At 36.7% G+C, this 23,381-nt stretch carries 19 protein-coding genes; 15 read left to right on the top strand and 4 right to left on the bottom strand.

Going from position 1 to position 23,381, the window contains the following annotated elements; genetic code table 11:
- The first annotated feature begins 19 nt into the window (after positions 1–19).
- From AC5YGD_RS02925 to argJ, 8 genes are all read left to right on the top strand, one after another.
- Complete coding sequence (locus AC5YGD_RS02925) at positions 20–1,228, top strand: diaminopropionate ammonia-lyase (protein ID WP_496142056.1); 1,209 nt, start codon at positions 20–22, stop codon at positions 1,226–1,228.
- Between the two features lie 19 nt (positions 1,229–1,247).
- Complete coding sequence (locus AC5YGD_RS02930; RefSeq protein WP_416679019.1) at positions 1,248–2,414, top strand: M24 family metallopeptidase; 1,167 nt, start codon at positions 1,248–1,250, stop codon at positions 2,412–2,414.
- A gap of 83 nt (positions 2,415–2,497) precedes the next feature.
- Positions 2,498–3,148: an ABC transporter ATP-binding protein gene (locus tag AC5YGD_RS02935; RefSeq protein ID WP_416652981.1), complete on the top strand. Its 651-nt coding sequence runs from the start codon at positions 2,498–2,500 to the stop codon at positions 3,146–3,148.
- Positions 3,149–3,231: 83 nt separating this feature from the next.
- Positions 3,232–4,629 carry a DUF4856 domain-containing protein gene (locus AC5YGD_RS02940; protein WP_496142057.1) on the top strand — a complete coding sequence of 466 codons (1,398 nt, stop codon included), beginning with the start codon at positions 3,232–3,234 and terminating at the stop codon, positions 4,627–4,629.
- Entirely contained in the window at positions 4,622–5,503 is an 882-nt protein-coding gene (locus AC5YGD_RS02945; protein ID WP_416652985.1) for a sterol desaturase family protein, read from the top strand. The genes AC5YGD_RS02940 and AC5YGD_RS02945 overlap by 8 nt, the downstream gene beginning before the upstream one ends.
- Before the next feature lie 45 nt (positions 5,504–5,548).
- A complete protein-coding gene (locus AC5YGD_RS02950) occupies positions 5,549–6,568 on the top strand; it encodes an extracellular solute-binding protein (RefSeq protein WP_416652987.1) in 1,020 nt (339 codons plus the stop codon).
- Positions 6,569–6,598: 30 nt separating this feature from the next.
- Positions 6,599–8,197 carry an ABC transporter permease gene (locus AC5YGD_RS02955; protein ID WP_416679026.1) on the top strand — a complete coding sequence of 533 codons (1,599 nt, stop codon included), beginning with the start codon at positions 6,599–6,601 and terminating at the stop codon, positions 8,195–8,197.
- Positions 8,198–8,286: 89 nt separating this feature from the next.
- A complete protein-coding gene (argJ, locus tag AC5YGD_RS02960; protein WP_496142058.1) occupies positions 8,287–9,471 on the top strand; it encodes a bifunctional glutamate N-acetyltransferase/amino-acid acetyltransferase ArgJ in 1,185 nt (394 codons plus the stop codon).
- Between the two features lie 3 nt (positions 9,472–9,474).
- On the opposite strand, the gene AC5YGD_RS02965 is transcribed toward argJ, so the two are convergent.
- Complete coding sequence (locus tag AC5YGD_RS02965; RefSeq protein ID WP_496142059.1) at positions 9,475–10,371, bottom strand: LysR substrate-binding domain-containing protein; 897 nt, start codon at positions 10,369–10,371, stop codon at positions 9,475–9,477.
- 106 nt (positions 10,372–10,477) lie between these two features.
- Here AC5YGD_RS02965 and AC5YGD_RS02970 point away from each other — a divergent pair, with 106 nt between their 5' ends.
- The 7 genes from AC5YGD_RS02970 to AC5YGD_RS03000 all read left to right on the top strand — a co-directional run bounded on the left by AC5YGD_RS02970 (position 10,478) and on the right by AC5YGD_RS03000 (position 17,769).
- Positions 10,478–11,899, top strand: coding sequence for a form I ribulose bisphosphate carboxylase large subunit (locus AC5YGD_RS02970; protein WP_271537666.1), 1,422 nt, complete (start codon positions 10,478–10,480; stop codon positions 11,897–11,899).
- Positions 11,900–11,948: 49 nt separating this feature from the next.
- Positions 11,949–12,308, top strand: coding sequence for a ribulose bisphosphate carboxylase small subunit (locus tag AC5YGD_RS02975; RefSeq protein ID WP_271537665.1), 360 nt, complete (start codon positions 11,949–11,951; stop codon positions 12,306–12,308).
- Between the two features lie 77 nt (positions 12,309–12,385).
- On the top strand, positions 12,386–13,189 hold the full coding sequence (locus AC5YGD_RS02980; protein WP_271556431.1) for a CbbQ/NirQ/NorQ/GpvN family protein: 804 nt from the start codon (positions 12,386–12,388) through the stop codon (positions 13,187–13,189).
- 9 nt (positions 13,190–13,198) lie between these two features.
- Positions 13,199–15,562 (top strand): VWA domain-containing protein, encoded by a 2,364-nt coding sequence (locus AC5YGD_RS02985; RefSeq protein WP_496142060.1) that lies wholly within the window; start codon positions 13,199–13,201, stop codon positions 15,560–15,562.
- A complete protein-coding gene (locus tag AC5YGD_RS02990) occupies positions 15,559–15,819 on the top strand; it encodes a hypothetical protein (protein WP_416687946.1) in 261 nt (86 codons plus the stop codon). The genes AC5YGD_RS02985 and AC5YGD_RS02990 overlap by 4 nt, the downstream gene beginning before the upstream one ends.
- Positions 15,820–15,831: 12 nt before the next feature.
- Positions 15,832–16,365, top strand: a complete 534-nt coding sequence (locus AC5YGD_RS02995; RefSeq protein ID WP_271556415.1) for a hypothetical protein — start codon at positions 15,832–15,834, stop codon at positions 16,363–16,365.
- Between the two features lie 96 nt (positions 16,366–16,461).
- On the top strand, positions 16,462–17,769 hold the full coding sequence (locus tag AC5YGD_RS03000) for a malonyl-CoA decarboxylase domain-containing protein (RefSeq protein WP_496142061.1): 1,308 nt from the start codon (positions 16,462–16,464) through the stop codon (positions 17,767–17,769).
- Here AC5YGD_RS03000 and AC5YGD_RS03005 read toward each other — a convergent pair.
- From AC5YGD_RS03005 to AC5YGD_RS03015, 3 genes are read right to left on the bottom strand one after another with little or no spacing between them, the layout of a single operon-like run.
- Positions 17,766–19,691 (bottom strand): sodium:solute symporter family transporter, encoded by a 1,926-nt coding sequence (locus AC5YGD_RS03005; protein WP_496142062.1) that lies wholly within the window; start codon positions 19,689–19,691, stop codon positions 17,766–17,768. The genes AC5YGD_RS03000 and AC5YGD_RS03005 overlap by 4 nt on opposite strands.
- A 50-nt stretch (positions 19,692–19,741) precedes the next feature.
- A complete protein-coding gene (locus tag AC5YGD_RS03010; RefSeq protein ID WP_496142063.1) occupies positions 19,742–21,157 on the bottom strand; it encodes an ABC transporter permease subunit in 1,416 nt (471 codons plus the stop codon).
- Between the two features lie 34 nt (positions 21,158–21,191).
- Complete coding sequence (locus AC5YGD_RS03015) at positions 21,192–23,345, bottom strand: ABC transporter permease subunit (RefSeq protein WP_496142064.1); 2,154 nt, start codon at positions 23,343–23,345, stop codon at positions 21,192–21,194.
- Between the last annotated feature and the right edge of the window lie 36 nt (positions 23,346–23,381).

Here is a 23,381-nt window from a genome sequence, read left to right on the forward strand (position 1 = left end):
ACCAAATATTTTTACGATTATGATTAAACAATACAAGCACTTAGTTCATTCAACAAAACATTTTGAGAATTTAAACATTCAAGCTGACTTTGAATATAAGCATCAGCATATATTGAGTTTAGAGGCATTTGAACGAGCAAATAATGAAATCACCACGTGGGATAATTATGAGCCAACACCGCTCCATTTTTTCCCTGATATGGCCAAAGATGCCGGCGTTTCATCAATTGCATACAAGGATGAAAACTTTCGTTTCTCTCTCAAAAGCTTTAAAGCCCTTGGAGGTGCTTATGCAGTAGCCAATCTTTTAATTAAGAAACTAAAGGAAATTGGAATTACAGCTAGCTCAAAGGATCTTATTGCTGGTACATATAAACATGAAACTTCAAAAATTACTGTCTGCTGCGCAACTGATGGAAATCACGGCAGGTCAGTTGCTTGGGGATCTCTTCATTTTGGTTGTAACTGTGAAATTTATATTCATCGAAATGTCAGTGTTGGGCGAGAAGAGGCGATTGCTAAATATGGAGCACAAGTTAATAGAATTAAAGGGAACTATGATGACTCAGTTCGTTTAGCTGCTGAAGTGGCCGATAAAAATGATTATACGGTTGTATCTGACACTTCCTATGAAGGTTATACGGATATTCCAAAAGATGTAATGCAGGGATACACTGTAATGGTGGATGAGTCTCTCAAGCAGCTGGATGAAATGCCAACACATGTTTTTTTACAAGGAGGCGTTGGAGGATTCCCAGCAGCTGTTGTTTCCTTCATAGTTGAGAGCCTCGAGTTTCCTCCTATTTTCGTGATGGTAGAGCCGACAAATGCTGATTGCTTATTTCAGAGTGCGGTTAATGAAAAGCCAACTGTTATCCACGGTGATCTAGATACCATAATGGCCGGTCTTGCTTGTGGAGAAGTATCTTTATTAGCATGGTCTATACTTGAGAGTTATGTGCCCCACTTTATGTCAATAACTGATGAATCAATCCCTAAAGTGATGCAACTTCTTGCCAATCGAGACAAGCCTATTGTTGCTGGAGAGTCTGCTGTTACTGGACTGGCAGGATTCCTCATAGCATGTAATGATAGTGACCTTAAAGAAAAACTGTCAATTAATGAGAGTTCAAAGATTTTATTTTTTGGGACAGAGGGTGACACCGATGAAACGATGTACGAAGAATTAGTGGGCAGGTCTTCATCCGAAGTTTTAAGCGGCCTTTAATTTGACAGGAGATAAAGAAATGATTATTCCAACTAGAGGCTTTGAAGTTTCTGAATATGAAAATAGGCTTAATAAAATTCAAAAACTTATGTTTGAGTCTAAGATGGATGTTATCTTATTGACTACTCAGGTTGATATTGAGTATTACACAGGTTTTAAAACTCAATTCTTTCAAAGTCCAACAAGGCCTTGGTATGTTCTGATTCCAGTCAGTGGCAAACCTCAAGCAATTATTCCTACGATCGGTGAGTCTGGAATGAGAGAAACATGGGTTGATGATATAAAGACGTGGACTTCTCCCAACCCAAAAGACGATGGAATTAGTATTCTCTTGTCTTCAATAAACTCCTTAACGAAGACTCATAAATGTCTTGGTGTTCCTAAAACCCTCGAAAGCACTCTAAGGATGCCACTGGGTGATTACGAATATTTAATAAACGCTTTAAATGGTATTGAGATTAAAGATGCAAACAAAATTCTCAGAAAAGTAAGGTTTGTAAAATCAGCAGCAGAAATTGCAAAGATTAAACATATCTGTCAGCTAACTTCACAAGGCTTTATAGATTTAGAAGGTTTTCTTAAGGCTGGTGAAAGTGAGCGTGAAAATTGTAAGAGATTCAAGCAGCACCTTCTTTCTTTGGGGGCAGATGACACTCCTTATATTGTTTCAGGTTCGGGACAAGAAGGATATGGCTCAATTATTATGGGGCCAACAGAGAAAATCATTGAAGAGGGTGATCTTTTTATAATAGATACTGGCTCAGTTTTTGACAGTTATTTCTGTGACTTTGATAGAAATTATGCATTTGGACACATAGGAGATGAAGCTAAAAAAGCTTATAGAGTTGCCTATGATGCTACTGAGGCAGGATTTAATGCTGCTCAAGTCGGAAACACAACCTCAGATATTTTTAATGCAATGAATGATATCCTCCAAAAAGGTGGAGCTTTAGGCAACACAGTTGGCAGGCTTGGGCATGGGCTCGGAATGCAGTTAACTGAGTGGCCATCAAATACTTCAACTGACAATACTGTTCTTGAGCCGGGTGTTGTTTTGACTTTAGAGCCAGGAATGGCGTTTCTTCCAGGTAAAGAAATGGTTCACGAAGAAAATATTGTCATTACTGAAAACGGACCTGAGTGGTTAAGTATAAGGGCTGCAGAGGAATTACCAATCATTCAGTAGAGTTAAATTTTTGTTTCATAAGTTTACATAAAGAGAATTACTCTTATATAATAATGAGAATCATTATTATTTGTATTTAAACAATGCTTAGTGTTAGTAATTTATCAGTCTCATTTGATGAAAATCATGTTCTAGATGGCTTTAATTTGGATCTCCAAAGTGGTGATATATTTGCACTTCTGGGCGATAGTGGAAGCGGAAAAAGTTCTGCCCTTAGGTTCATAGCTGGACTTGAAAGCGCTAGTAACGGAAGAGTCGCTTTAGATGGTAATAACTTAAGTTTAGATGGAAATCATTCTGTCAAACCAGAGTTAAGAGAAATCGGAATGGTTTTTCAGGATTATGCTCTATTTCCTCATATGACAGTCTTTCAAAATATTAGTTTTGGGATTGACTATCTTTCTAAAAAAGACAAAATTGAAAGAGTTCAAACCCTTTTAGAGTTAATTAGCCTTCAAGGAATCGAAAAAAAATACCCTCACCAACTTTCAGGCGGTGAACAACAACGTGTTTCTCTTGCAAGATCACTTGCAACCTCTCCAAAACTATTGCTACTTGATGAGCCTTTCTCAAGTTTAGACAAATCTCATCGTGATCAATTAGTCCAAGAAGTTAGGGTTATTTTAAAAAATGCTGGGGTCACATCTATCCTTGTGACACATGATGAAAGCGAAGCAGAAGCCTTTGCAGATAGGGTTGGAATTATTCATAAAAAGAAGTTGCTTATTAAATGAAAATAGGTATCATATGCAAATGATAGTGATTATCATTTGCAATAAGAAATACTTTAACTTTAACTTTTTTTAAGGAATAAGCAATGTTTATAAAGCGATTTACCGCCAAAGCGGTTCCACTAACTGTCGTTCTTACGTCAGCAATTTTGATTTCATCAGCATCATTTGCTAGATCAAATGTCTATGCTGATTTTCCAATTACACTTAAAGACTACTCTGGAAGTGCAACAACCTCTACATCATATAAAGGACAAATGGCGAGACATGCTCTTGAAAGCTCTCTTAAGAAATTAATTTCTAAGGGTGATGTATCTGCAATGCAAAGCTATTATTCTGGTGGAAGTGCAGATCGAGTGATTATTGCTCCAGCAACAAAAGGTGATTTTGTTATTATGCAGTCTACCATTGGTGAACTCTCTAGTAAAAATCTTAGCGGAAAAACGTATAAAGGTTTAATTCCAGGCTGGCCTGGGAATATGACTGGCCCTGAAGTAGTCGCTTTTATGTTTGAGAAAGCTGCTGATGCTGAGGCTGGTTATGATGCTGCACATGCTTATGACTATACTCAATTAGTATCTAAATTTTTAATGGGTGCTGTGATGTATAACCAGGCAGTTGATAACTATCTTGATGAAAAGCTTGAGGCAGATACTAAGCCTAATAATAAGCCATACAAAGATGGTGCTGCCTATACGGGTAAAGAGCATGTTTGGGATGAGGCATTTGGCTATTTTGGCGCTCCATCGCACACACTAACTCTTTCAGCTCAAGATGTTTACAATATTGCTAAACAAAAAGATGTAACTGCTGCTGATTATAACTATGATGGCAAAGTAGACTTATATAAAGAAATGGCTTTTGGTCATGCCTATTATGCATCTTCATTTGATAAGGGTGGAAAAACAACTTACCTTCATGACATTGTCGGGGCATACATGGATGGAAGAGATATGCTAGTGGAGGCAGATGCTAACGCTCTTAGTGATTCTCAACGTGATCAGCTTAAAGCTTACGCTAAAATAATTAAGACTAACTGGGAAAAAGTAATAGCTGAGGCAGTATTCAAGTACGCAGGTGAGACTTATGAGGACATGGTTAAAATTGAGGCAATCCTTGAATCTAATGGAGATGTTGCTAAAGCATGGCGTAACTATGCGAAGCATTGGGGTGAGCTAAAAGGTTTTGCGTTAGCGCTTCAAGTTGGTGGAAAAGACATGGGCGCAGTATCTGTTAGGCTAAACCGATTAATTGGACACAGCCCACTACTTTTAGGTAACACCCAAGTTACTGGAGTTGATTCAAATGGAGAGTATATCCAGAGTAATTCTGAGTCATGGGGTGGCTATATGGCGCACATGTTGAAAGTTCAAAACCTAATGGTTGATGAGTTTGCAGTTGTTGCAAAATCTCATGATCAGACTGCAGGTTTAGCTGAATTAGTGAAAACTCTTGGTGGAAAATCTAGCGCGGAGAATGACTGACTTTTTCGCAAATTTTCTTAACCCTGAAAAGCGCTTATTTGTTGGATACCTAATAAGCGCTGCCTTTATAGCAGTAATTTGGCTTAGGGCAGTTCAAAAAAAACCACTGACAACTATTGTCAGTGGTTTTTTCAATTCTAAAATTTGGTTTTCTAAATCAGCAATTGGCGACTATAAATTAATGGTTCTCAATCAATTTTTCATAAAGCTTTTAGCACCTATCTTACTAGGTCAGCTTGCTCTAACCTTATTTGTCTTTGAAAATATGCACCTGTTATTTTCGAGACCTTCAGAATCAATTCCTGTTTGGATGGTGATGATAATTTTTACTACCACTCTTTTTGTTGTAGATGATTTTTCAAGATATTTAGTCCATAGACTGATGCATCGTGTTCCTATATTATGGCGATTTCATAAAGCCCATCACTCGGCAACTAATTTAACCCCATTAACAGTACTTAGAACTCACCCTATTGAGGCAGTTCTTTTTAGCTTTCGAGCTTTAGTGGTTCACTCGTTATGTCTAGGAGTTTGTTTTTTCTTTTTCTCTGGAAGCGTTTCTCTGATCGAAATTTTTGGAGCAAGCTTATTTGTTGTAGTATTTCATGCCCTAGGTTCTAATCTTAGGCATTCTCATGTGAGTATTAGTTACTGGAATTGGCTAGAAAAAATTCTAGTCTCTCCCGCTCAGCATCAACTTCACCACTCAATTAACTCAAAGCATTTTGATTGTAATTTTGGTGCGATTCTTTCAATATGGGATACTATTGGAGGAAGTTGTTTAACGTCCAATAAAGATCAGCAAATTGAATTTGGAGTTAAGGGGCAATCTGAAGCAGCCCATAACCTTAAGAATCTAATTGTTGGATCATAAATTTACCTTTTAAAGTTATTTAACTTAACCTTTTTGGAGTGCAAAGTGACAAAATTAAAACTAATTCTTTCTGTGCTGGTTTTTGCAATTTTTTCTACATCTTTTTCAACTGCTGTTTTAGCAGCGACTAGTGATAGTATTACCGTTTATAGCACTAGGAAAGAGCACTTAATTAAACCACTATTTGATGCTTTTACTAGTAATACTGGAATTGAGGTTAAATATCTAACAGGCAATGGTGGAGCTTTGATTGAACGTATTAAACTAGAAGGCAAAAGAACCAAGGCAGATATGTTTATTACTGTTGATGCGGGTAATCTTTGGTATGCAGCTTCACAAAATTTATTTCAGCAAGTAAAAAGTGAAATTATTAATAATAATATTCCAGATCATCTTAGGGATCCTGAGGGATTTTGGACAGGTTTATCGGTTAGAGCAAGAACAATTATTTATAGTACTGAAAGAGTAGACCCTTCAGAATTATCTACATATCAAGACTTAGCGGATAAAAAATGGAAAGGTAGGCTTTGTTTACGAACAAGTAAAAAAGTTTATACCAAATCTCTCGTAGCATCTTTAATTTATCATGACGGACAAAAAACTACTACAGACGTTGTAAAGGGCTGGGTTGATAATTTGGCCGCAACTCCAAACGCAGAGGATAATCATGTTATGAGTGCTATCCTGGCAGGTCAGTGTGATGTTGGTATTGTGAATACCTATTACTTTGGACGCCTCCAAGCTGAAAAGCCAAATGTTGCGCTTAAACTATTTTGGGCGAACCAAGGCTCTTCAGGAACTCATGTAAACATTTCGGGAGCTGGAGTTACAAAACACTCTAGTAACAAAGAAAACTCTATTAAGTTGTTAGAATTTTTATCTTCAATCGAAGCCCAAAAGATTTATGTAGAGTTAAATAAAGAGTACCCAGCAAGTCAAAAATTAAAAGCTGATAATTTAATTGCGCAGTGGGGTGATTTTAATCAGGATAAAATGAATTTATCTGTTGCTGGAAAAAATCAAGCAGATGCGGTTGCCTTAATGCAGAGAGAAGGCTATAGATAATTAGGTAGGTATTACAATTTAAATAGCCCAATGAGTATTAAACAGAATAATTCAAATATCTTAATGGGCTTCTTAGCATTTTCGGTTGCTTTCCCAATAATAGTTGTATGTTCTGCCTGGTTATTACCTGGGACAGAGCTTTGGGGGCATTTCTCAGAAAATCTTCTTCCTGAACTAATTAGCTCTACTTTAATATTGCTTCTAGGCGTTGGCATTGGAGTTAGTGTCCTTGGGACAGTTCTTGCATACTTAGTTGTCATGGTTGAGTTTCCAGGAAGAAAGTGGCTTGAGTGGGCTCTTTTTCTTCCTTTTGCTATACCCGCTTATGTCTTAGCTTTTGTATATCTTGGAGTTTTTGACTATTCAGGGTATGCACAGGTATGGTTACGAGAGCTTACTGGAGTTTCAGGATTTGATATTCGTTCTGGTCATTGGGCGATTATCTTAACATTCGTATTGGTTTTCTATCCGTATGTTTATATGATGGCCAGGGCTTCATTTAAGCGACAAAAGATACAGATGATTGAGGCTGGTAAGATGTTAGGCGCATCTCCTATCAGTGTTTTTTGGAAGATTTCTGTCCCTTTGGCAAGGCCTGCAATAGCTGCTGGATTGCTTGTTACGTTAATGGAGACTTTGGCGGATTTTGGGGTTGTTTCATTATTTAATTACCCAACTTTCACAACAGCAATTTATTCTGCCTGGGGTGACTTTAGATCAATTGAAGTAGCTGCTCAGCTGGCATCCTTATTAGTATTGGTTGCATTCCTTCTTATTTACTTTGAAAAAAAAGCGCGTGGCAAGGCCAAGTATTACTCATCAGATGTTTCTAATATAAAGCCATATCATGCAAATGGCCTAATTGGATGGTTGCTTTTTGTATTTGTATTTGGCGTCTTTATGCTTTCATTTGCACTGCCAATGCTTCAGATCATAATTTGGAGTTTTGAAAAATTCACCCAAGAGTGGAACCCAAGGTATCTTGATTATTTATCTTCTACAGGTATATTGACAATTAGCGCAACAGTTTTGACAGTTTTTGTTGCAACACTTCTGGCTCTCCCTAGCAGAAGAAAGTCTAATAGCAAAGTCCTCCAGATATTAATTAGATTCTCAACACTTGGTTACGCTTTACCAGGTTCAGTAATGGCAGTAGGTCTTCTTTATGGAGTCCAAAATATTTCATTAATTAGTATTTATTTTGGTGGCTCATCAATCAATCACATACTTTTTGGCTCTGTTGCGTTGTTGCTCTTTGCGTATGTATCTAGATTTATGGCGATTGCTTTTAACTCAACTATCGCTTCTAGTGAGCAAATCAAGCCTATTTTTGAGCAAAGTGCAAGATTACTGGGTGCTAGTCGCTTCCGTTTAGTTAAGGAGGTGTATTTGCCAATGATGACTCCTGGAATATTAGCAGGAGCTTTATTAGTTTCAGTAGACGTCATGAAAGAGCTGCCCGCAACTTATTTATTAAGACCATTCGGTTGGGATACACTAGCGATTCGGGTTTACGAGTTAAGCGCTGAAGGTTTATATGAAAGGGCGGCGATTCCAGCTTTGATTATGGTATTTCTAGGAGCAGTCATTATGCTTTTATTTAATAAACTTGATAGAGATACTAAATAAAGCCTAGCTCTATAAATTTTTTAAAATGATTAGCTGATATATGAATTGGGTAAAATACTAATAATTATTTTTTCCATAATATTTTTTATATGATTGGTGATTTGCTCGAAGTAAGAGGCGTTAAGTTCGCTTCAATCTCAAGTGGCATAAAGCAAAATAATGCTTTAGATTTGTCACTAATTTCATTTACCAAAGGCACGCAAACTGCTGCAGTTTTTACTCAAAATATTTTTTGTGCTGCTCCAGTTATTGTTGCAAAAAATCACTTGAATTCAAATGTAAAAGCTCTTCTTATCAATAGTGGAAACGCCAATGCAGGGACCGGTCAAAAAGGCTTGGAGGCTTGTTTGAAGACGTGTGAGATTTTTGCAGGAAAATTGGATATTAATTCAGATCAAATTTTGCCATTTTCAACTGGAGTAATTGGACAGTTATTACCCTTAGAGCCATTTGAAAACAATACAGAAAAGCTAGTTGATGACCTCTCATCAAGTAACATGAGTGATGTATCTAAAGGCATATTAACTACTGATTTAGTAGAAAAATCTTGCTCTATTTCCTTTGTTATAAATGGAAATAATGTCACTCTATCAGGGATTGCTAAGGGCTCAGGAATGATTCGACCGGATATGGCAACGATGCTAAGTTTTATAGTTAGTGATATTGGGGCTTCAAAAGAAGAGCTCTATGACTGTTTAGATATTGCAGTAAATCAGTCTTTCAACCGGATTACAGTTGATGGTGATACTTCAACAAATGATGCCTGCACTTTAAGTGCTACCGATCAATCTAGCGTTCAGCTCAACGATTGTAAAGAAGAATTTCAAAATGCACTGAATGAAATAACAAAAACATTAGCCCAAATGATTATTAAAGATGGAGAGGGCGCTACTAAATTTGTAGAAATAAAAGTTGGTGGTCTGTCTTCAGTTGATGATTGTTTGGAAGTTGCGTATACCGTTGCCCACTCTCCACTAGTTAAAACTGCATTATTTGCAAGTGATGCAAATTGGGGCAGGATCTTGGCTGCGGTAGGAAGGTCAAAAGTAGATGGAATCTCTATTGAAAATATTGATATTTTCTTAAATAATTTACAAATTATCTCCTCAGGTGAGATAAGTAAAGACTACACAGAGGCCGCTGGAAGCTTGGAAATGCAAAAGCCTGAGATCACAATTAGGATTAGTTTGGGGGCTGCTCACACTAGTGAGAGTGTATGGACAACAGACCTTTCGTATGACTATGTCAAGATTAATGCGGAATATCGCAGTTAAGGTTTATAGATATTTTTCAGCCTTTGTATTTTCAATTACAAACTGTTTAAACTTTCTTGCAATTGGAGACAGCTCTGCCTCTGCATGATGAACAATATGCCATTGCCTTACAATCGGAAAGGGGGCAACATTAAGCTGCTTGATAATATTGTTTTTAAGTTGAAGATTCACAGAATGCATCGAAACAAAACCAATCCCTAATCCTGCTTGAACCGCCTCAACAATAGCTTCATTCGAGTTAATTTGAATATCTGAATTAAAGTTTAAACCAGTAAACTTTTCAATTGTTATGCGAGTGCCTGAACCAACTTCCCTCGTAAGTAAAGTTTCCTTGGCTAAATCTTTAATTGTGACTCTTTTCTCATTTAACAGCTCATTCTCAGGGTGAGCGATTGCAATCAAAGGATTTTTCATAAATGCTTGAGAAATTAATGGAATATTTTTTGGAGGCTCTCCCATTATTACGAGATCAGCATTGTTATTTTTTAGGTTGTTAAGAAGTGACTGCCTATTTGTAACATCGATATAGAAAGTCATTTTAGGAAACTCTTTTTTAAACTTTGCAAGTAATGCGCTAATAAATGAATTTGCAGTTGTTGCAACTGCTATTTGAAGATGGCCAGAATCTGGACTGAGTATTTCATCCATTTCAAGTTTTGAATTTTCAAGTGTACTGATCGTTTTTACTGCAGTTTCATAAAGCTTTTTTCCAATAAATGTAGCGCTGATTTTTTTTCCATTAATATCAAATAATTTTGCTCCAATACTATCTTGAAGCTGCTGTATCTGCATATATACTGCAGGCTGAGTGATATGGAGCTCTTTACTCGCGCTTGTAAATCCGCCTAATCTAATGACTGATTCATAGCTATAGAGCTGTTTTAATGTATAATTAATCATAATATAAATTGATGATTATTTAAATAAATATTATTTTACATTATTTATTTCACCTACTATAATGATTTCATTTTTATATTAATATTAATAAACAGGGAGTGGGACTATGGCTAAGAAAGGTTACGATGCAGGTGTAAAGGAATACCGCGATACATATTGGATGCCCGAGTATGAGCCAAAAGATACTGATATTCTGGCATGCTTTAAAATTACGCCCCAACCAGGCGTTCCAAGAGAAGAGGTTGCAGCCGCTGTTGCAGCTGAATCTTCAACAGGAACTTGGACTACAGTTTGGACTGACCTGTTAACAGATCTTGACCACTACAAGGGACGCGCCTACCGCATTGAAGACGTGCCAGGATCAGATGATGCAATTTATGCTTTTATTGCATACCCAATCGATTTATTTGAAGAGGGCTCAATCGTTAACGTTCTTACCTCTCTCGTAGGAAATGTATTCGGCTTTAAAGCATTAAGAGCTCTTAGACTTGAAGATATTCGTTTTCCGATAGCTTACGTTATGACGTGTGGAGGTCCCCCAAATGGAATCCAGGTTGAAAGAGACAAAATGAATAAATATGGCCGGCCGATGTTGGGATGTACCATTAAACCCAAACTTGGCTTATCAGCTAAAAATTATGGACGCGCATGTTACGAGGGACTGCGTGGTGGATTAGACTTTACAAAAGATGACGAAAATGTAAATTCACAGCCTTTCATGCGCTGGAGAGATCGTTTCGGTTTTGTTCAGGATGCAATTGAAAGGGCTGAAAGAGAAACAGGTGAAAGGAAAGGCCACTACTTAAATGTAACAGCTCCTACGCCAGAAGAGATGTACAAAAGAGCTGAGTATGCGAAAGAGTTAGGAACTCCAATCATTATGCATGACTTCTTTACGGCAGGCTTTACAGCAAATACAGGTCTTGCAAATTGGTGCCGCGATAACGGCTTATTGCTTCATATCCATAGAGCAATGCATGCTGTTGTAGATAGAAATCCAAATCACGGCATTCACTTCAGAGTGCTTGCTAAGTGTTTACGCCTTTCTGGAGGTGATCATATGCACTCAGGAACGGTAGTAGGAAAACTTGAAGGTGACCGTGAATCCACTTTGGGCTGGATTGATTGCATGCGCGATAGCTTTATTAAAGAAGATCGCTCAAGAGGTATTTTCTTTGATCAGGACTTTGGGTCAATGCCAGGGATGCTACCTGTAGCTTCAGGCGGAATTCATGTCTGGCATATGCCAGCACTTGTAAATATATTTGGTGACGACTCAGTTCTCCAATTTGGCGGCGGAACACTTGGCCATCCATGGGGTAATGCAGCAGGTGCTGCTGCGAATCGAGTTGCTGTTGAAGCATGTGTTGAAGCAAGGAACGCTGGAAAAGACTTAGAAAAGGAATCTAAAGAGATTCTTACTAGTGCAGCAAAACACTCACCTGAGCTTAAGATTGCAATGGAGACATGGAAAGAGATTAAATTTGAGTTCGATACAGTTGATAAGCTGGACATAGTGCACAAGTAATGCATCAATCAACTTTTATTACAATAAAAACTAATATAAGGAAAATATTATGAGCAAAGTTCAAGATTACCCATCACGCCTTGGCGATAACTCGAGCAGAAAGTTTGAAACATTTTCATACTTACCTGCAATGAATGATAAACAAATTCGACAACAAGTACAGTACATTGTTGATCAGGGTTATAACCCTGGCGTAGAGCATACTGAAGTTGAAAATGCTATGGAAAATTACTGGTATATGTGGAAACTTCCTTTATTTGGTGAGACAGATGTTGATACAATTCTTGCTGAATGTAAGGAGTGCCATGATGCTAACCCAGATAATCATGTTCGACTAATTGGTTATGATAATTACGCTCAATCACAGGGCGCTTCAATGGTTATTTACAGAGGCAAAGGATTTAAATAATCAAGTAAAATTAGGTAAGCTTGATTGGATAAACCCCTGTCTAAGTGCAGGGGTTTTTTTTTGAAGAGGATATAAAAATGAATGAATTAGATCAATATAAAATTGCAAAAGAGCCTTTTTACCAACCTCAAAATGATGAAATAGATATGTATACCGCTGCGTATATGAATCGTATGCCGGTTATGTTGAAAGGCCCCACTGGGTGCGGTAAGTCTAGGTTTGTAGAATATATGGCGTATAAATTAGGTAAGCCTTTAATTACAGTTGCTTGCAATGAAGATATGTCAGCCAGTGATTTAGTAGGGAGATTTCTTCTTGATAAGGAAGGTACAATTTGGAAAGATGGTCCTCTTGCAATGGCCGCTCGTTATGGCGGTATTTGTTATCTAGATGAGGTCGTAGAGGCCAGGCAAGATACAACCGTTGTGATTCACCCTTTGACAGATTATCGCCGTACTTTACCGCTCGACAAGAAAGGCGAGTTGATTGAAGCGCATCCTGATTTCCAATTGGTTATATCTTATAACCCTGGCTATCAAAATTTAATGAAAGACCTTAAGCAATCGACTAAGCAAAGATTTTGTGGTTTTAACTTTCAATACCCAGATGAAAAAACTGAGGCACATATTATTTCTAAAGAGTCCGGCGTTGATCCAAAAATAGCATTGAAACTAGTCCAAATTGCTCAAAGAGCTAGAAATCTTGTCGGCCATGGGCTGGATGAGGGAATATCTACTAGATTATGTATCTATGCAGGACAATTAATTGCTAATAAGGTTAATGAAAAGTCTGCCTGTAAAATTGCAATGGTTAATCCTATTACGGATGACTTAGATATTGTCGACACTCTTAATGCTGCAATCGATACTTTTTTTGATTAAGGATTAGTAATGAGTGCGGTTCAACTTTCCGATTTTGAACAAAAGTTTAGAGATTCCTCTGACATTCTTCATGATGCGCTTGCAGGGAGCTTTGTTGAAGCCTCTAAGGTTATGTCCCCAAATGGACTTAAAGTCTATTTAGATGGTGCTGGTGCTCTTCATGCAATGGGTAAAGGTGAAGACATGGTTATCTCTTTCTTGGAAGAGACGCCTATGGTCGTTAGAGAGGTTGGCGAGTCCATAATTGGTGAGATTGTATTTTCAATTATGAAAATGTCTTCACAAACATCCTCTTCTGTCTTGGTGCTGATGATTGCAAGCCTTCCAAACGTTGCAAGGCGGATGAGTGACTTTGATTTATTAAAAGGCTACCTTAGGTTAATGGAGCGAATGATAGCTCTAGCCCCTAGAGGTATGAGGCCAATGCTAAATAATATTGATCAGTTAACTAGTAAGCTTACTCTTGGCGGCCTAAGAAGATGGGTTCTTTATGGAGCTGAATCATTCAAACGAGATTTTAAAGCCCAAATCGCCTATTTTGAATTAAGTAGTGCAGAATCAATGCAAATACTTGAGCAGGAGAGGCGCGGAACGCTATTTATTGATAATCAAAGAAAGTTGCAGTTTTATCTTAGAGCGTTTTATAACCGTGATTTTTTTCTACGACCGACTTCAGGTGACTACGAAACTAAGAAAGGTCTAAGACCTTATATTGAATATGGAGTTATGCATATTCCAGATGCTTATGATGACTATAAGCATACTTCTGGAAGAATTATCCCTGGTATAGATTGTTATAGGGCGGTTTGTGCTCATGCCGCAGCTCATATTATGGAAACTAGAGTGGCTTTTAAAGGGGATGACTTAAATCCTTTGCAAGTTGCATGCATTTCTCTAATAGAAGACTTAAGGGTTGAGCTTAATACATTAAAAAAATTTCCAGGTATGAAGAAAACTTGGATTGCGCTTCATCCTGAAGATGAGGACTTAAAAGATTTAAATCCTTTCATAGTAGATCTGGTTGATTTCTCAAGGGCTGCATTAGATCAAAAATACACAGTAAAGCAGTCATTTAACAGTGATTTTCTTAAGTTATTTATTAAAAAAATGACCAAAATGCCTGAATCATCAGCAATGAGCTATGAGTTGGGTATGAATTATTACGAGCTACTTAAGACTGAAACAGATGTGAAAATAAGCGCTTCCGCTCTTGTATCAACGCCAATTATATATAGAGATGATAATAGATATATTTGGGAGTACGAAGAGCTTGATTGGTTGTCAGAGGGCAATGATTATGTCCCTGTTAGTCAAAGACAGGTACGTAAAAATGTCAATATTATGGAGATGTATAACGAGCTTGATGTTGAAACCGCAGGTGATGATGCGCAGGAAATTTGGACTTTAGAGTCAGAGTACTTTCCTGATGAGCTCGATGGCGTAAGTATTAATGAAATTGAGGGTAAGGAGCCAGTAAGTGAGCCTTTTCATTACAATGAGTGGGATTATCAGCTTCAGCTCTATCGGCCAAACTGGGCAACTCTGTATGAAAGACGTTTGAGAAAAGGGGATCCAGAGTTAATTAATAAAATTTTAAAAACTCACAAACCTATTGCCAATCAACTTAAAAATGCGATTGATCGAATGCAGCCTCAAGGTCTCATAAAACTCAAGAAGCAACAAGAAGGAAGTGAGCTTGATCTTGATGCATGCGTAACAGCTTTAGCAGATATTAGATCTGGCATAACCCCATCTGACAGGATTTATGTAAAGAAAGTGCAGCATGTTAGAGATGTCTCTGTGAACTTATTAATGGACTTATCTGAATCTACCACTGATATGGTTATTGGAAGTGATAAAACAATTTTGGAGCTAATGAAAGAGTCAACTTCATTACTTTCATGGGCAATTGACAAGATTGGAGATAATTTAACTATTTCAGGGTTTGCATCGGATTCAAGACACGATGTTCAGTACTATCGCTTTAAGCCATTTCATTATAGTTTTAATGATGAAGTAAAAGGCCGATTGGCTGGAATAAAAGGTGGCCTATCAACCAGAATGGGGGCTGCAATAAGGCATGCTGGGGTCAATTTATTGACTCAATCTTCAGCTAAGAAAATTCTTTTGATCTTAACGGATGGAGAGCCTGCAGATATTGACGTTGATGATCCACAGCATCTTCGTATGGATGCAAAAAAAGCGGTTGAAGAGTTACGAAGTCATGGAATTGTAACGTTCTGTATTAGTTTAGATCCTCACGCTGATGAATATGTTTCGAGAATTTTTGGTAAAAATCGTTTTATGGTAATTGATAATATTCAAAAATTACCTGAGAGACTTCCTCAATTGTTTATCTCATTAACTAAATGATGGTTGCTGAAGAAGACGATAATTTAATAGATTTTGATCCAAAATATCCTTATATTTTGCCAGATGATTGGAAAGAAAAGAATTCCCCAAGTGTTTACGAAATATTAGCTACAACAAATACACTTAAAAGAATGTATGCTGACAAAGTAAAAGAGATTGAAGAGGGCGTTACTAGCAATAAACTAGGAGAAGAAGCTTTAAGAAATATTGCTACAAATTATCAAACTATTAAGTCGCTCCTTTTTCAATCACGCTAGGATGAAAAAATTATGAATCTAAGTCAGTTCAATGAAGAGATAAGAAGTTTAGACAAAGATTTTTTGCAATCGATACTAGATGGCTCTGCGCTGTTGATGGTTGAAGACCAGTCATTGGGTCTGGGTAGTTCAAATGGTGCATTTGTAATTTTTTGGATTGAAGATGAGGTGTTTTCTTCAGTTGAAGATTTAAGAAGTTATTTGGCTGAAGAGGCTGAAGATCTTCACGCGAATTATTACAAACATAGCCCTATTAGTAAGGAATATTTCGAAGCTAAATTATCTAGCTTAATGGATGAATACGGCCAGACTGCATTTGTATCTCAGCAAGGACGCATGCCAGAGAAAACCCTCATTAGTTCAAATGGTGATTTATTAGTCTTAACCGAAGAAGACTATACTTTTAAATATGGCTTATACTTAAACCTTGAAGATAATTTAAGCCCTAAAATTTCAGCCTTAAAGGCAAAAACTTGGCTTCAATCAGGCGCTGCATATAATGACTATATTGCTGTTAATGTTTTTAGATTTAGTTCAATTGAATAGTTATTAAGTATATATTTTCATTTTTTTCAACCAATTCTTTCTAAGAAGCTAGAAAGAAAAAGTAGTATAAAATTAAACGAAAATTATTATTTAGACATGACTCAGCATCAAAACTTTTTAAACTCTCTTATTCAGCGTATCCGTATGGGGCGTTCAAATAAGAAAGTATCCAGTCCTGAAAGTATCATCACGCTTTGCAATCAGTTAGTAAGTAAAAATGGAGAGGCAACATTATTTTCTCTTGCAAAAATAATTTTGGAAGATTTTAATACTCTTTCAGAAGAGCAAAAAAAGTCATTTTTTTTACAGTTTCTTGATCAGTTTGGCGTCGATCGGCCTACTCTCAAAAAAGCTCTCATTGAATTAAATATTGATGATGAAGGCCAGCTCAGGAAACTTCATCAATTAATTGAACCTAAGAGTCATGAGCTTCTTAGAAGGTTAAATCAAGTTCCAAATGGAACATCAGTGCTTTTAAAGATGAGAGAGTCATTGTTAGAGTGCATTAAAACTTCCCCAGAGCTTAAATCACTTGATTCTGATTTTGTTCATTTATTTAAGTCTTGGTTTAATAGGGGGTTTTTAAGACTTGAACGCATTGATTGGTCGACAAGTGCTAGAGTGTTGGAAAAAATCATGCAGTACGAAGCTGTCCATGATATTTCAGATTGGGAGGATTTACAAAATAGGGTGGCTGCAGATGACAGAAGGTTATATGCTTTTTTTCACCCAGCACTTCCAGATGAGCCTCTTATTTTTATTGAGGTTGCATTGATGGACGATACGCCAAATTCAATTATGCCAATACTTGATACAAGCGTTAAACCAATTGATCCTTTTAGCGCCACAACAGCAGTTTTTTATTCTATCTCTAATTGCCAGATGGGACTAAAGAGCGTTTCTTTCGGGAGTTTTTTGATTAAGCAAGTAGTCACTGAAATTGAGAAGGAATTCAAACAAATCAAGCATTTTGTTACTCTCTCACCTGTTCCTGGGCTGAAGAAATGGTCTAACAAAATTAACCTATTAGAAGATAAAGATTTGCCTGAAAATATAATTAATGATATTAGCGAATGTTGTAAAGATAATAAGCCAAATCCTTTAGTATTGAATCGACTAACTTATTATTACTTAACTCAAGTTAAACGTAAAAATGGTCAAGCTATTAATCCAGTTGCTCATTTTCATCTTGGTAATGGCGCATCTCTTTATAAAATTCATGCAAATGCAAATGTTAATCAGAGTGCTCTAGATGATTCTTGGGGAGTGATGGTTAATTACTTATATGACCTAGAGTCAGTCGCTAAGAACCATGAAGACTATGCAAATCAAGAGCCAGTTGCAGTGTCATCAAAACTTACAAAATCTATTCAAAATAATAAGAAAAAAATCTTAGCCTATTAATTAATTGATTCAATTTCTTTTTCAGGCTCAGTAGACATTCTTAATTTATTAGCTAAAAACCAAATTAATCCTACACCTAGTGCCCACCAAATAATTTGCCATGCCCAAATTGATGGCATTCCAAGCATCCAAGAATCATAACCAGCATTAGGTTTGCCAAAGGTGAAGTTTCCAAATATTGATCCTGGGCCAATAGCAAAAAACATCCATACCATTAATAAAAGACCTCCAACTGGCTTAGACCATCGATCATTAGAAGCTGTTACAGAGTGTTTTTGGAAAAATGAGTGAAATGTATCCCTATGTTGTTTGTCAGGATCTTGACTGGTCATTAAAGAGATAATTAAGCAGATTGAAATATTAAAAAACATACCCCATACAGCTGAATGAATTGTCCAGGGCCACACTCCCCAAGGTAGTCGCCCACCAGTTATTTTCTGTCCTAATGTTTCAGTGAAGATAACTACAATAATTCCAATAATTACACCTGCAATTGCAGCATTTTTTGTAATCCATGGAAACCATGTGACACCTAGTAATGATGGCCAAAGTTGGAATGAGCAAGCAATTGCTAGACTTCCAAGAATGAGAGTGGCTTCCATCGAAAATGAAGCTAAAAGCATTCCACAAAAGAACACTAACGCTGTAAAGAGTTTTGCAGCTTTAATTTGAGTTTTATAATCTGAGTCTTTATTAAAATAATGAACATAGATATCTCGAGATAAAATATTTCCAGTAGTAGACATAAATGCAGCTGCAGTGACTTGTAATGCTGCTATAGCGCAGATAGCAAGGAAGCCAACCATCCATGGTGTAGTGCTTCCTACAAGTTTAATATAATGCATTACTAGCTCCGTATATTGCGCCTTAGATAATTCTGGCAAGTGCTGTGCAATAGCAAATCCCGCTTCATTAACGACACTATTTGCCCCTAGTAAGTTTGCGCTTATTCCTTGCAGAGTAGAAAATAAAAACATAATAATACCCACACAGGCTGCTGCACCCCATATTTGGTGAATTGAAAAGCCTTTAGTTGATTTGCTGGTAAATCCAAGCATTGTGAATGTTGGTGAGGATTGAATTCCCATAACTGACATCATAAATGTAAGAGTCATAATTGCAGTCCATGGGCCACCCTTTGGGGTTTCAATTCCTATACCATCTGTAAATTGAATTACACCAGGAATAGCAAAGTATCCTGGGAAGTTTCCTCCACCCATGCCTTTAGTTTTCCCAAGATGACTAGTTGTGTTTTTTGCAATGTTGGCTAAGCCTTGGTTTAATGAATCAAAGCCTCCAGCTAGATCAAGAGCAAATAAGCCTAATATAATCATTCCAAGGAAAAATAATATAGTCTGCACTACTGAAATTTTTGCTATTGCTTGCATTCCTCCCATGATGGAATACAAAAGAACAAGTCCAGATAATGACCACATGGCTACATTACGTGAAAAAATACCATTAGTTAATTCACTTATTAGGAATCCTGAAGATCCAAAGAGTAATGCAGCAAAAGGAATGCCAAATAAAAGTGCAATGCAAACTGAAATAATCCTTAGAGTATCGTCTTTAAAATATGCTGAAAGCATTTCACCAGATGTAGTAAATCTAAAACGCCTTCCGAGCATCCATTGCCTTTTAAGAAGAACAACTCCCGAAATTGCAACAGCTATGGCAAAAAATGAAGTATTTGCAAACTGAAAACCATCTCTAAAAATGAGTCCAGGGTGGGCAATAAAAGTCCATCCTGCAAAAGATATTCCTGTAGCTGCTATAGCAAATACCCATGGCGATAAGTTACGGCCAGATAGGAAGTAGTCATCTGCAGAAGCAATTTGCTTCGAAGCTCGAACTCCCCAAAAAAAACAGTAAGACCAATATAGGACTAAAAATATAAATATCCATGTTATCGCACTTGTCATTTTATTTTTTTCCTTGAATTATTTTTTTAGACATCATGATTAATTTATATTTAAATTTGTGTTCTGATATGAGGTGATCTGGCATATAAAGCTACCATAGGGAGGATTAAAAGTCCGAAAACAAATTGTTGTCCTTCATAGCTTAATCCAATGCCTACTAAAAATGATGATAGAACTTGTAAAACAAGAACACCAATAACTGTAAATCCATACCCTCCTTTTCCTCCAAGAAGTGAAGTACCACCAACTACTACAGCAGCTATTGTTTGAAAAAGATAAGGGCCACCAACGCCAACAAACCCACCACCACTCCATCCTAAAAGTAAAACACCAGTTAGTGCAGAAACAAACCCCCCTATTGCAAATGCTCCTATCCAGTAAGCCCTCTCTGATATAGATAATCTTGCTGCAGCTGTCCGATTTCCACCTACTGCGTATAAGTTTCTTCCCCAAGTTGTATTTGATAGTGCAATAATCATAAGGATTGATGATACAACCCAGATTACAACAACAGGCGGGATACTAATGCCAATAAAAGTTCCATTTGTTGCGGCTATATTAGACAACCACTTTGGCACTACACCAAAAACGCTTCCTCCAAAATCTGAACCAATAGTTGTTAATGCTTGAACAGCTCCAGTAACTACAAATCCAACACCTAGAGTTAAGATAAGTGCTTGACCTTGAATACGAAAACTTAATAAGCCATTAACTATACCAACACCTAATCCCATTAATAAAACAGTAACTATGCAGATCCATGGAGGAATTCCTAGCGTGATTAAATACATTAAGCCAATATTTGCAGCTCCAATTACAAAGCTAACTGATAAGTCTAATCCGCCTAGTAATACTACAAGTGTTTGTCCAATACATGCAAGTCCAAGGAATGATGCAAAAAGAAGCATTGATTTCAGATTCAAAGTTGAGATAAAGCCATCTACAATTAATGAACCCATAATAAAAAGTCCAATTAATACTGCTAATCCCATAAGCGCACTTTTATTATTTTTCGCAACTGAGTTGGTGATGATTAATATTAAGAGAGTTAGAAAAAATACCACCAATGAAAGTATGTTTTGCCATTGAAGAAAATCATCCATAGCAAAGGCAAGTCCAACAAATGCAATAATCATTGCTAATATGCCAATAATGGCACCCTTGTTACTCTTGATAAGGAAACTAAAATAGCTTTCAGTAGACTCTTTATCTTGGATTTCTATATTTTCTACTAATTGTAGATCTTCCTCTTCAAGGCCGTCAATGTATGTCCATCTTACTGAAAGGTGATGCCAGCCCCATAAGATTGAACCAAAGATTGCAACTGTATAAAGCATAACAAGTTGTGAGGGAGTGTTATCAATAAAACCTAAAACAGCACTGACAACTGAAACTATTAAAGCAACAATAAAGCCCAGCCATTTATAAAATGAAAAGGCAGCTTTTCCCATTCTATTAATGCGCATTTTTAACCCAATTATTTTTAAATATTTTCATTATTTATCCTTCCCATTTGCTTATTGCATCATCTTTATGATCGCCAATAATGTATGTGCTTATTATGTGCATTACATTTGGAGCTGAAATAATTGTGATTCCAATAATGACAATGAGTTTCCATACTGGCACACCTATTGCATAAAATAAACTGCCCCAAGCTAGAATAGCAAAAGCAGCTATATACCAATATTTCCAAAAACTATTAAAACTAGTTTCTCCCATAGCAATACGTAAAAATACTTGTAATAAAATAATAATAATGGCAATGTAGGCAATTTCAGTAATTAGTGCCATTCCACTGGCATCAACATTCATCCTTATTGGCGCCATATATTCGATAAGCTTGACTGGTAAACTTTCTATTCCAGTAGGGATAATTGGGATTGAATAGTTCGTTAATACGCCTATATTAGGGTCAGTTGTACCCATGCTATTACCTATAAAGAAATACATAACAATTAAGAAAGTAATTGAGATTGCCCCAATAAAAATGTTGTTGATATTTTTTATTTTTGTATGAACTAAAGGTATGGTAATTGTGAAGAGAAGTGCTGAGACCATTAGTATTGCAAAAACTTCACCTGAGAAACTACTTGTTAAATATCCCTTATTTGCATCTTGAAAAAATATAGCTCCAATTGCAATAACTGGAACAATAGCGATGCACATTATCATTGCTAAACGCTTGATACTAGTTTTTATTCCTGGAAGCATTGTCAGAATTATTAGTGATGACAATAGCACTACACCTACTAGACCGATTAATAGATATGTTGTCTTACTTAGTGCATTAATAGAGAGGAATGATGAAGAGCTTGAGATTTCCTCCATGCTAAATATCATTATTGAATAATCAATCATAGCTGGTGAGAAAACCACTTCTGAAGTAGAATCAGGATTAAATATTAGACCAAAAGCAGAAATTATTACAACAATCATTAGTCCAATCATTGGTCCGCTTATATGTTTAAAAGCAACTTTGATAATATAGGCAGCCAATGCCACCCCAATAATTATAAGAAACATAATTGTTCCTGCTGACATAGTTTCCTGCTCAACAGCAGCTACAAATGCCTTATATCTTTTTACTCCGAATGATTTGTCCATCGATACGCTTACCATTACCCCTAAGGAAACTATTCCCATTACTAAAAACACTAGGGATGGCGATAGTCCTCGAGCACGTTTTTGAAGAAATGGAATCGCAATACTAATTAATAATGAAACCACCAGCATAAGTCCATATGAGAAATCGGTAACGAAACTCTGCATTTTCCCAAAGTTAAAAGTTGAAAGTGCAAAGGTAATTAAAAATATATTTAGTGAACCTAGAAGGGCTCCAAATGCACTTCCTCGACCACCTGCTAAATTTGCTCCACCCAGGACAAGTGCAGTAACTGCCATTAGTGTGTAAGTTGTTCCCTGACTTGGATCACCAGAGCTAATTAGGGATGTAAATGTAATCGCAGCAAGTCCTGCATAAATACCGCCTATAACATGAGCGCCAATTCGAACCATGTTTATATTAACTCCACTTGTGTAGGTTGCTCGCTCATCAGAACCCATCATTTTTAAATTACCCCAAAAGGCTGTTTGAGCAAGCAAGTACCATCCTGCTGTTGCAACTATTAATATTACTAAAACGGGAGAAAAAATAGTAGTACCAGCTCCCCAGCTATACATCCAATCAGGCGCTAAGCCAGATGGTCGAGGCATAATTATGAGATTCAATCCAACAAGCGAGAGGTAGCCACTTAATGACACAATAATTGGCTGCACTCGAACAAATACAATTATTAAAGCCATTAGAACTTGATAAGCAATACCCACACCAATGGCGTATAAAAATATTGCAATTGGTGATTCAATTAAACCTAGCCCGATTAGCTGAATCATACCAACATTGATAAATCCAATTAATGGCCCAATTGATAAATCAACTCCTGCTCTTCCAGCCATAACTATTACTGTTAATGCATAGGTTGCAAGTATTAGTGGAGCCACAACAATTATTAAACCACCAAATCCAGTACTTGAAACCATATATGGGCCTCTAATAACTGCAAATATAAGTAATAGGAAGAATATGACTATAGGAACTATAAGATATGTACTAGCCCCAGAATTTGATTCTTGTTTTTTGATTAATTCCATTATCGTTAAAAGTTCATTTTGTAATATTTATATTAA

The sequence above is a fragment of the Candidatus Pseudothioglobus sp. uisw_070 genome (genome assembly GCF_059512545.2).

Excerpts from the sequence above, each read along its gene's own strand:
- AC5YGD_RS02925 (WP_496142056.1), top strand. The coding sequence starts at position 20 with ATGATTAAACAATACAAGCACTTAGTTCATTCAACAAAACATTTTGAG.
- AC5YGD_RS02930 (WP_416679019.1), top strand. The coding sequence starts at position 1,248 with ATGATTATTCCAACTAGAGGCTTTGAAGTTTCTGAATATGAAAATAGG.
- AC5YGD_RS02935 (WP_416652981.1), top strand. The coding sequence starts at position 2,498 with ATGCTTAGTGTTAGTAATTTATCAGTCTCATTTGATGAAAATCATGTT.
- AC5YGD_RS02940 (WP_496142057.1), top strand. The coding sequence starts at position 3,232 with ATGTTTATAAAGCGATTTACCGCCAAAGCGGTTCCACTAACTGTCGTT.
- AC5YGD_RS02945 (WP_416652985.1), top strand. The coding sequence starts at position 4,622 with ATGACTGACTTTTTCGCAAATTTTCTTAACCCTGAAAAGCGCTTATTT.
- AC5YGD_RS02955 (WP_416679026.1), top strand. The coding sequence starts at position 6,599 with ATGAGTATTAAACAGAATAATTCAAATATCTTAATGGGCTTCTTAGCA.
- argJ (WP_496142058.1), top strand. The coding sequence starts at position 8,287 with ATGATTGGTGATTTGCTCGAAGTAAGAGGCGTTAAGTTCGCTTCAATC.
- AC5YGD_RS02965 (WP_496142059.1), bottom strand. The coding sequence starts at position 10,371 with ATGATTAATTATACATTAAAACAGCTCTATAGCTATGAATCAGTCATT.
- AC5YGD_RS02970 (WP_271537666.1), top strand. The coding sequence starts at position 10,478 with ATGGCTAAGAAAGGTTACGATGCAGGTGTAAAGGAATACCGCGATACA.
- AC5YGD_RS02975 (WP_271537665.1), top strand. The coding sequence starts at position 11,949 with ATGAGCAAAGTTCAAGATTACCCATCACGCCTTGGCGATAACTCGAGC.
- AC5YGD_RS02980 (WP_271556431.1), top strand. The coding sequence starts at position 12,386 with ATGAATGAATTAGATCAATATAAAATTGCAAAAGAGCCTTTTTACCAA.
- AC5YGD_RS02985 (WP_496142060.1), top strand. The coding sequence starts at position 13,199 with ATGAGTGCGGTTCAACTTTCCGATTTTGAACAAAAGTTTAGAGATTCC.
- AC5YGD_RS02990 (WP_416687946.1), top strand. The coding sequence starts at position 15,559 with ATGATGGTTGCTGAAGAAGACGATAATTTAATAGATTTTGATCCAAAA.
- AC5YGD_RS02995 (WP_271556415.1), top strand. The coding sequence starts at position 15,832 with ATGAATCTAAGTCAGTTCAATGAAGAGATAAGAAGTTTAGACAAAGAT.
- AC5YGD_RS03000 (WP_496142061.1), top strand. The coding sequence starts at position 16,462 with ATGACTCAGCATCAAAACTTTTTAAACTCTCTTATTCAGCGTATCCGT.
- AC5YGD_RS03005 (WP_496142062.1), bottom strand. The coding sequence starts at position 19,691 with ATGACAAGTGCGATAACATGGATATTTATATTTTTAGTCCTATATTGG.
- AC5YGD_RS03010 (WP_496142063.1), bottom strand. The coding sequence starts at position 21,157 with ATGCGCATTAATAGAATGGGAAAAGCTGCCTTTTCATTTTATAAATGG.
- AC5YGD_RS03015 (WP_496142064.1), bottom strand. The coding sequence starts at position 23,345 with ATGGAATTAATCAAAAAACAAGAATCAAATTCTGGGGCTAGTACATAT.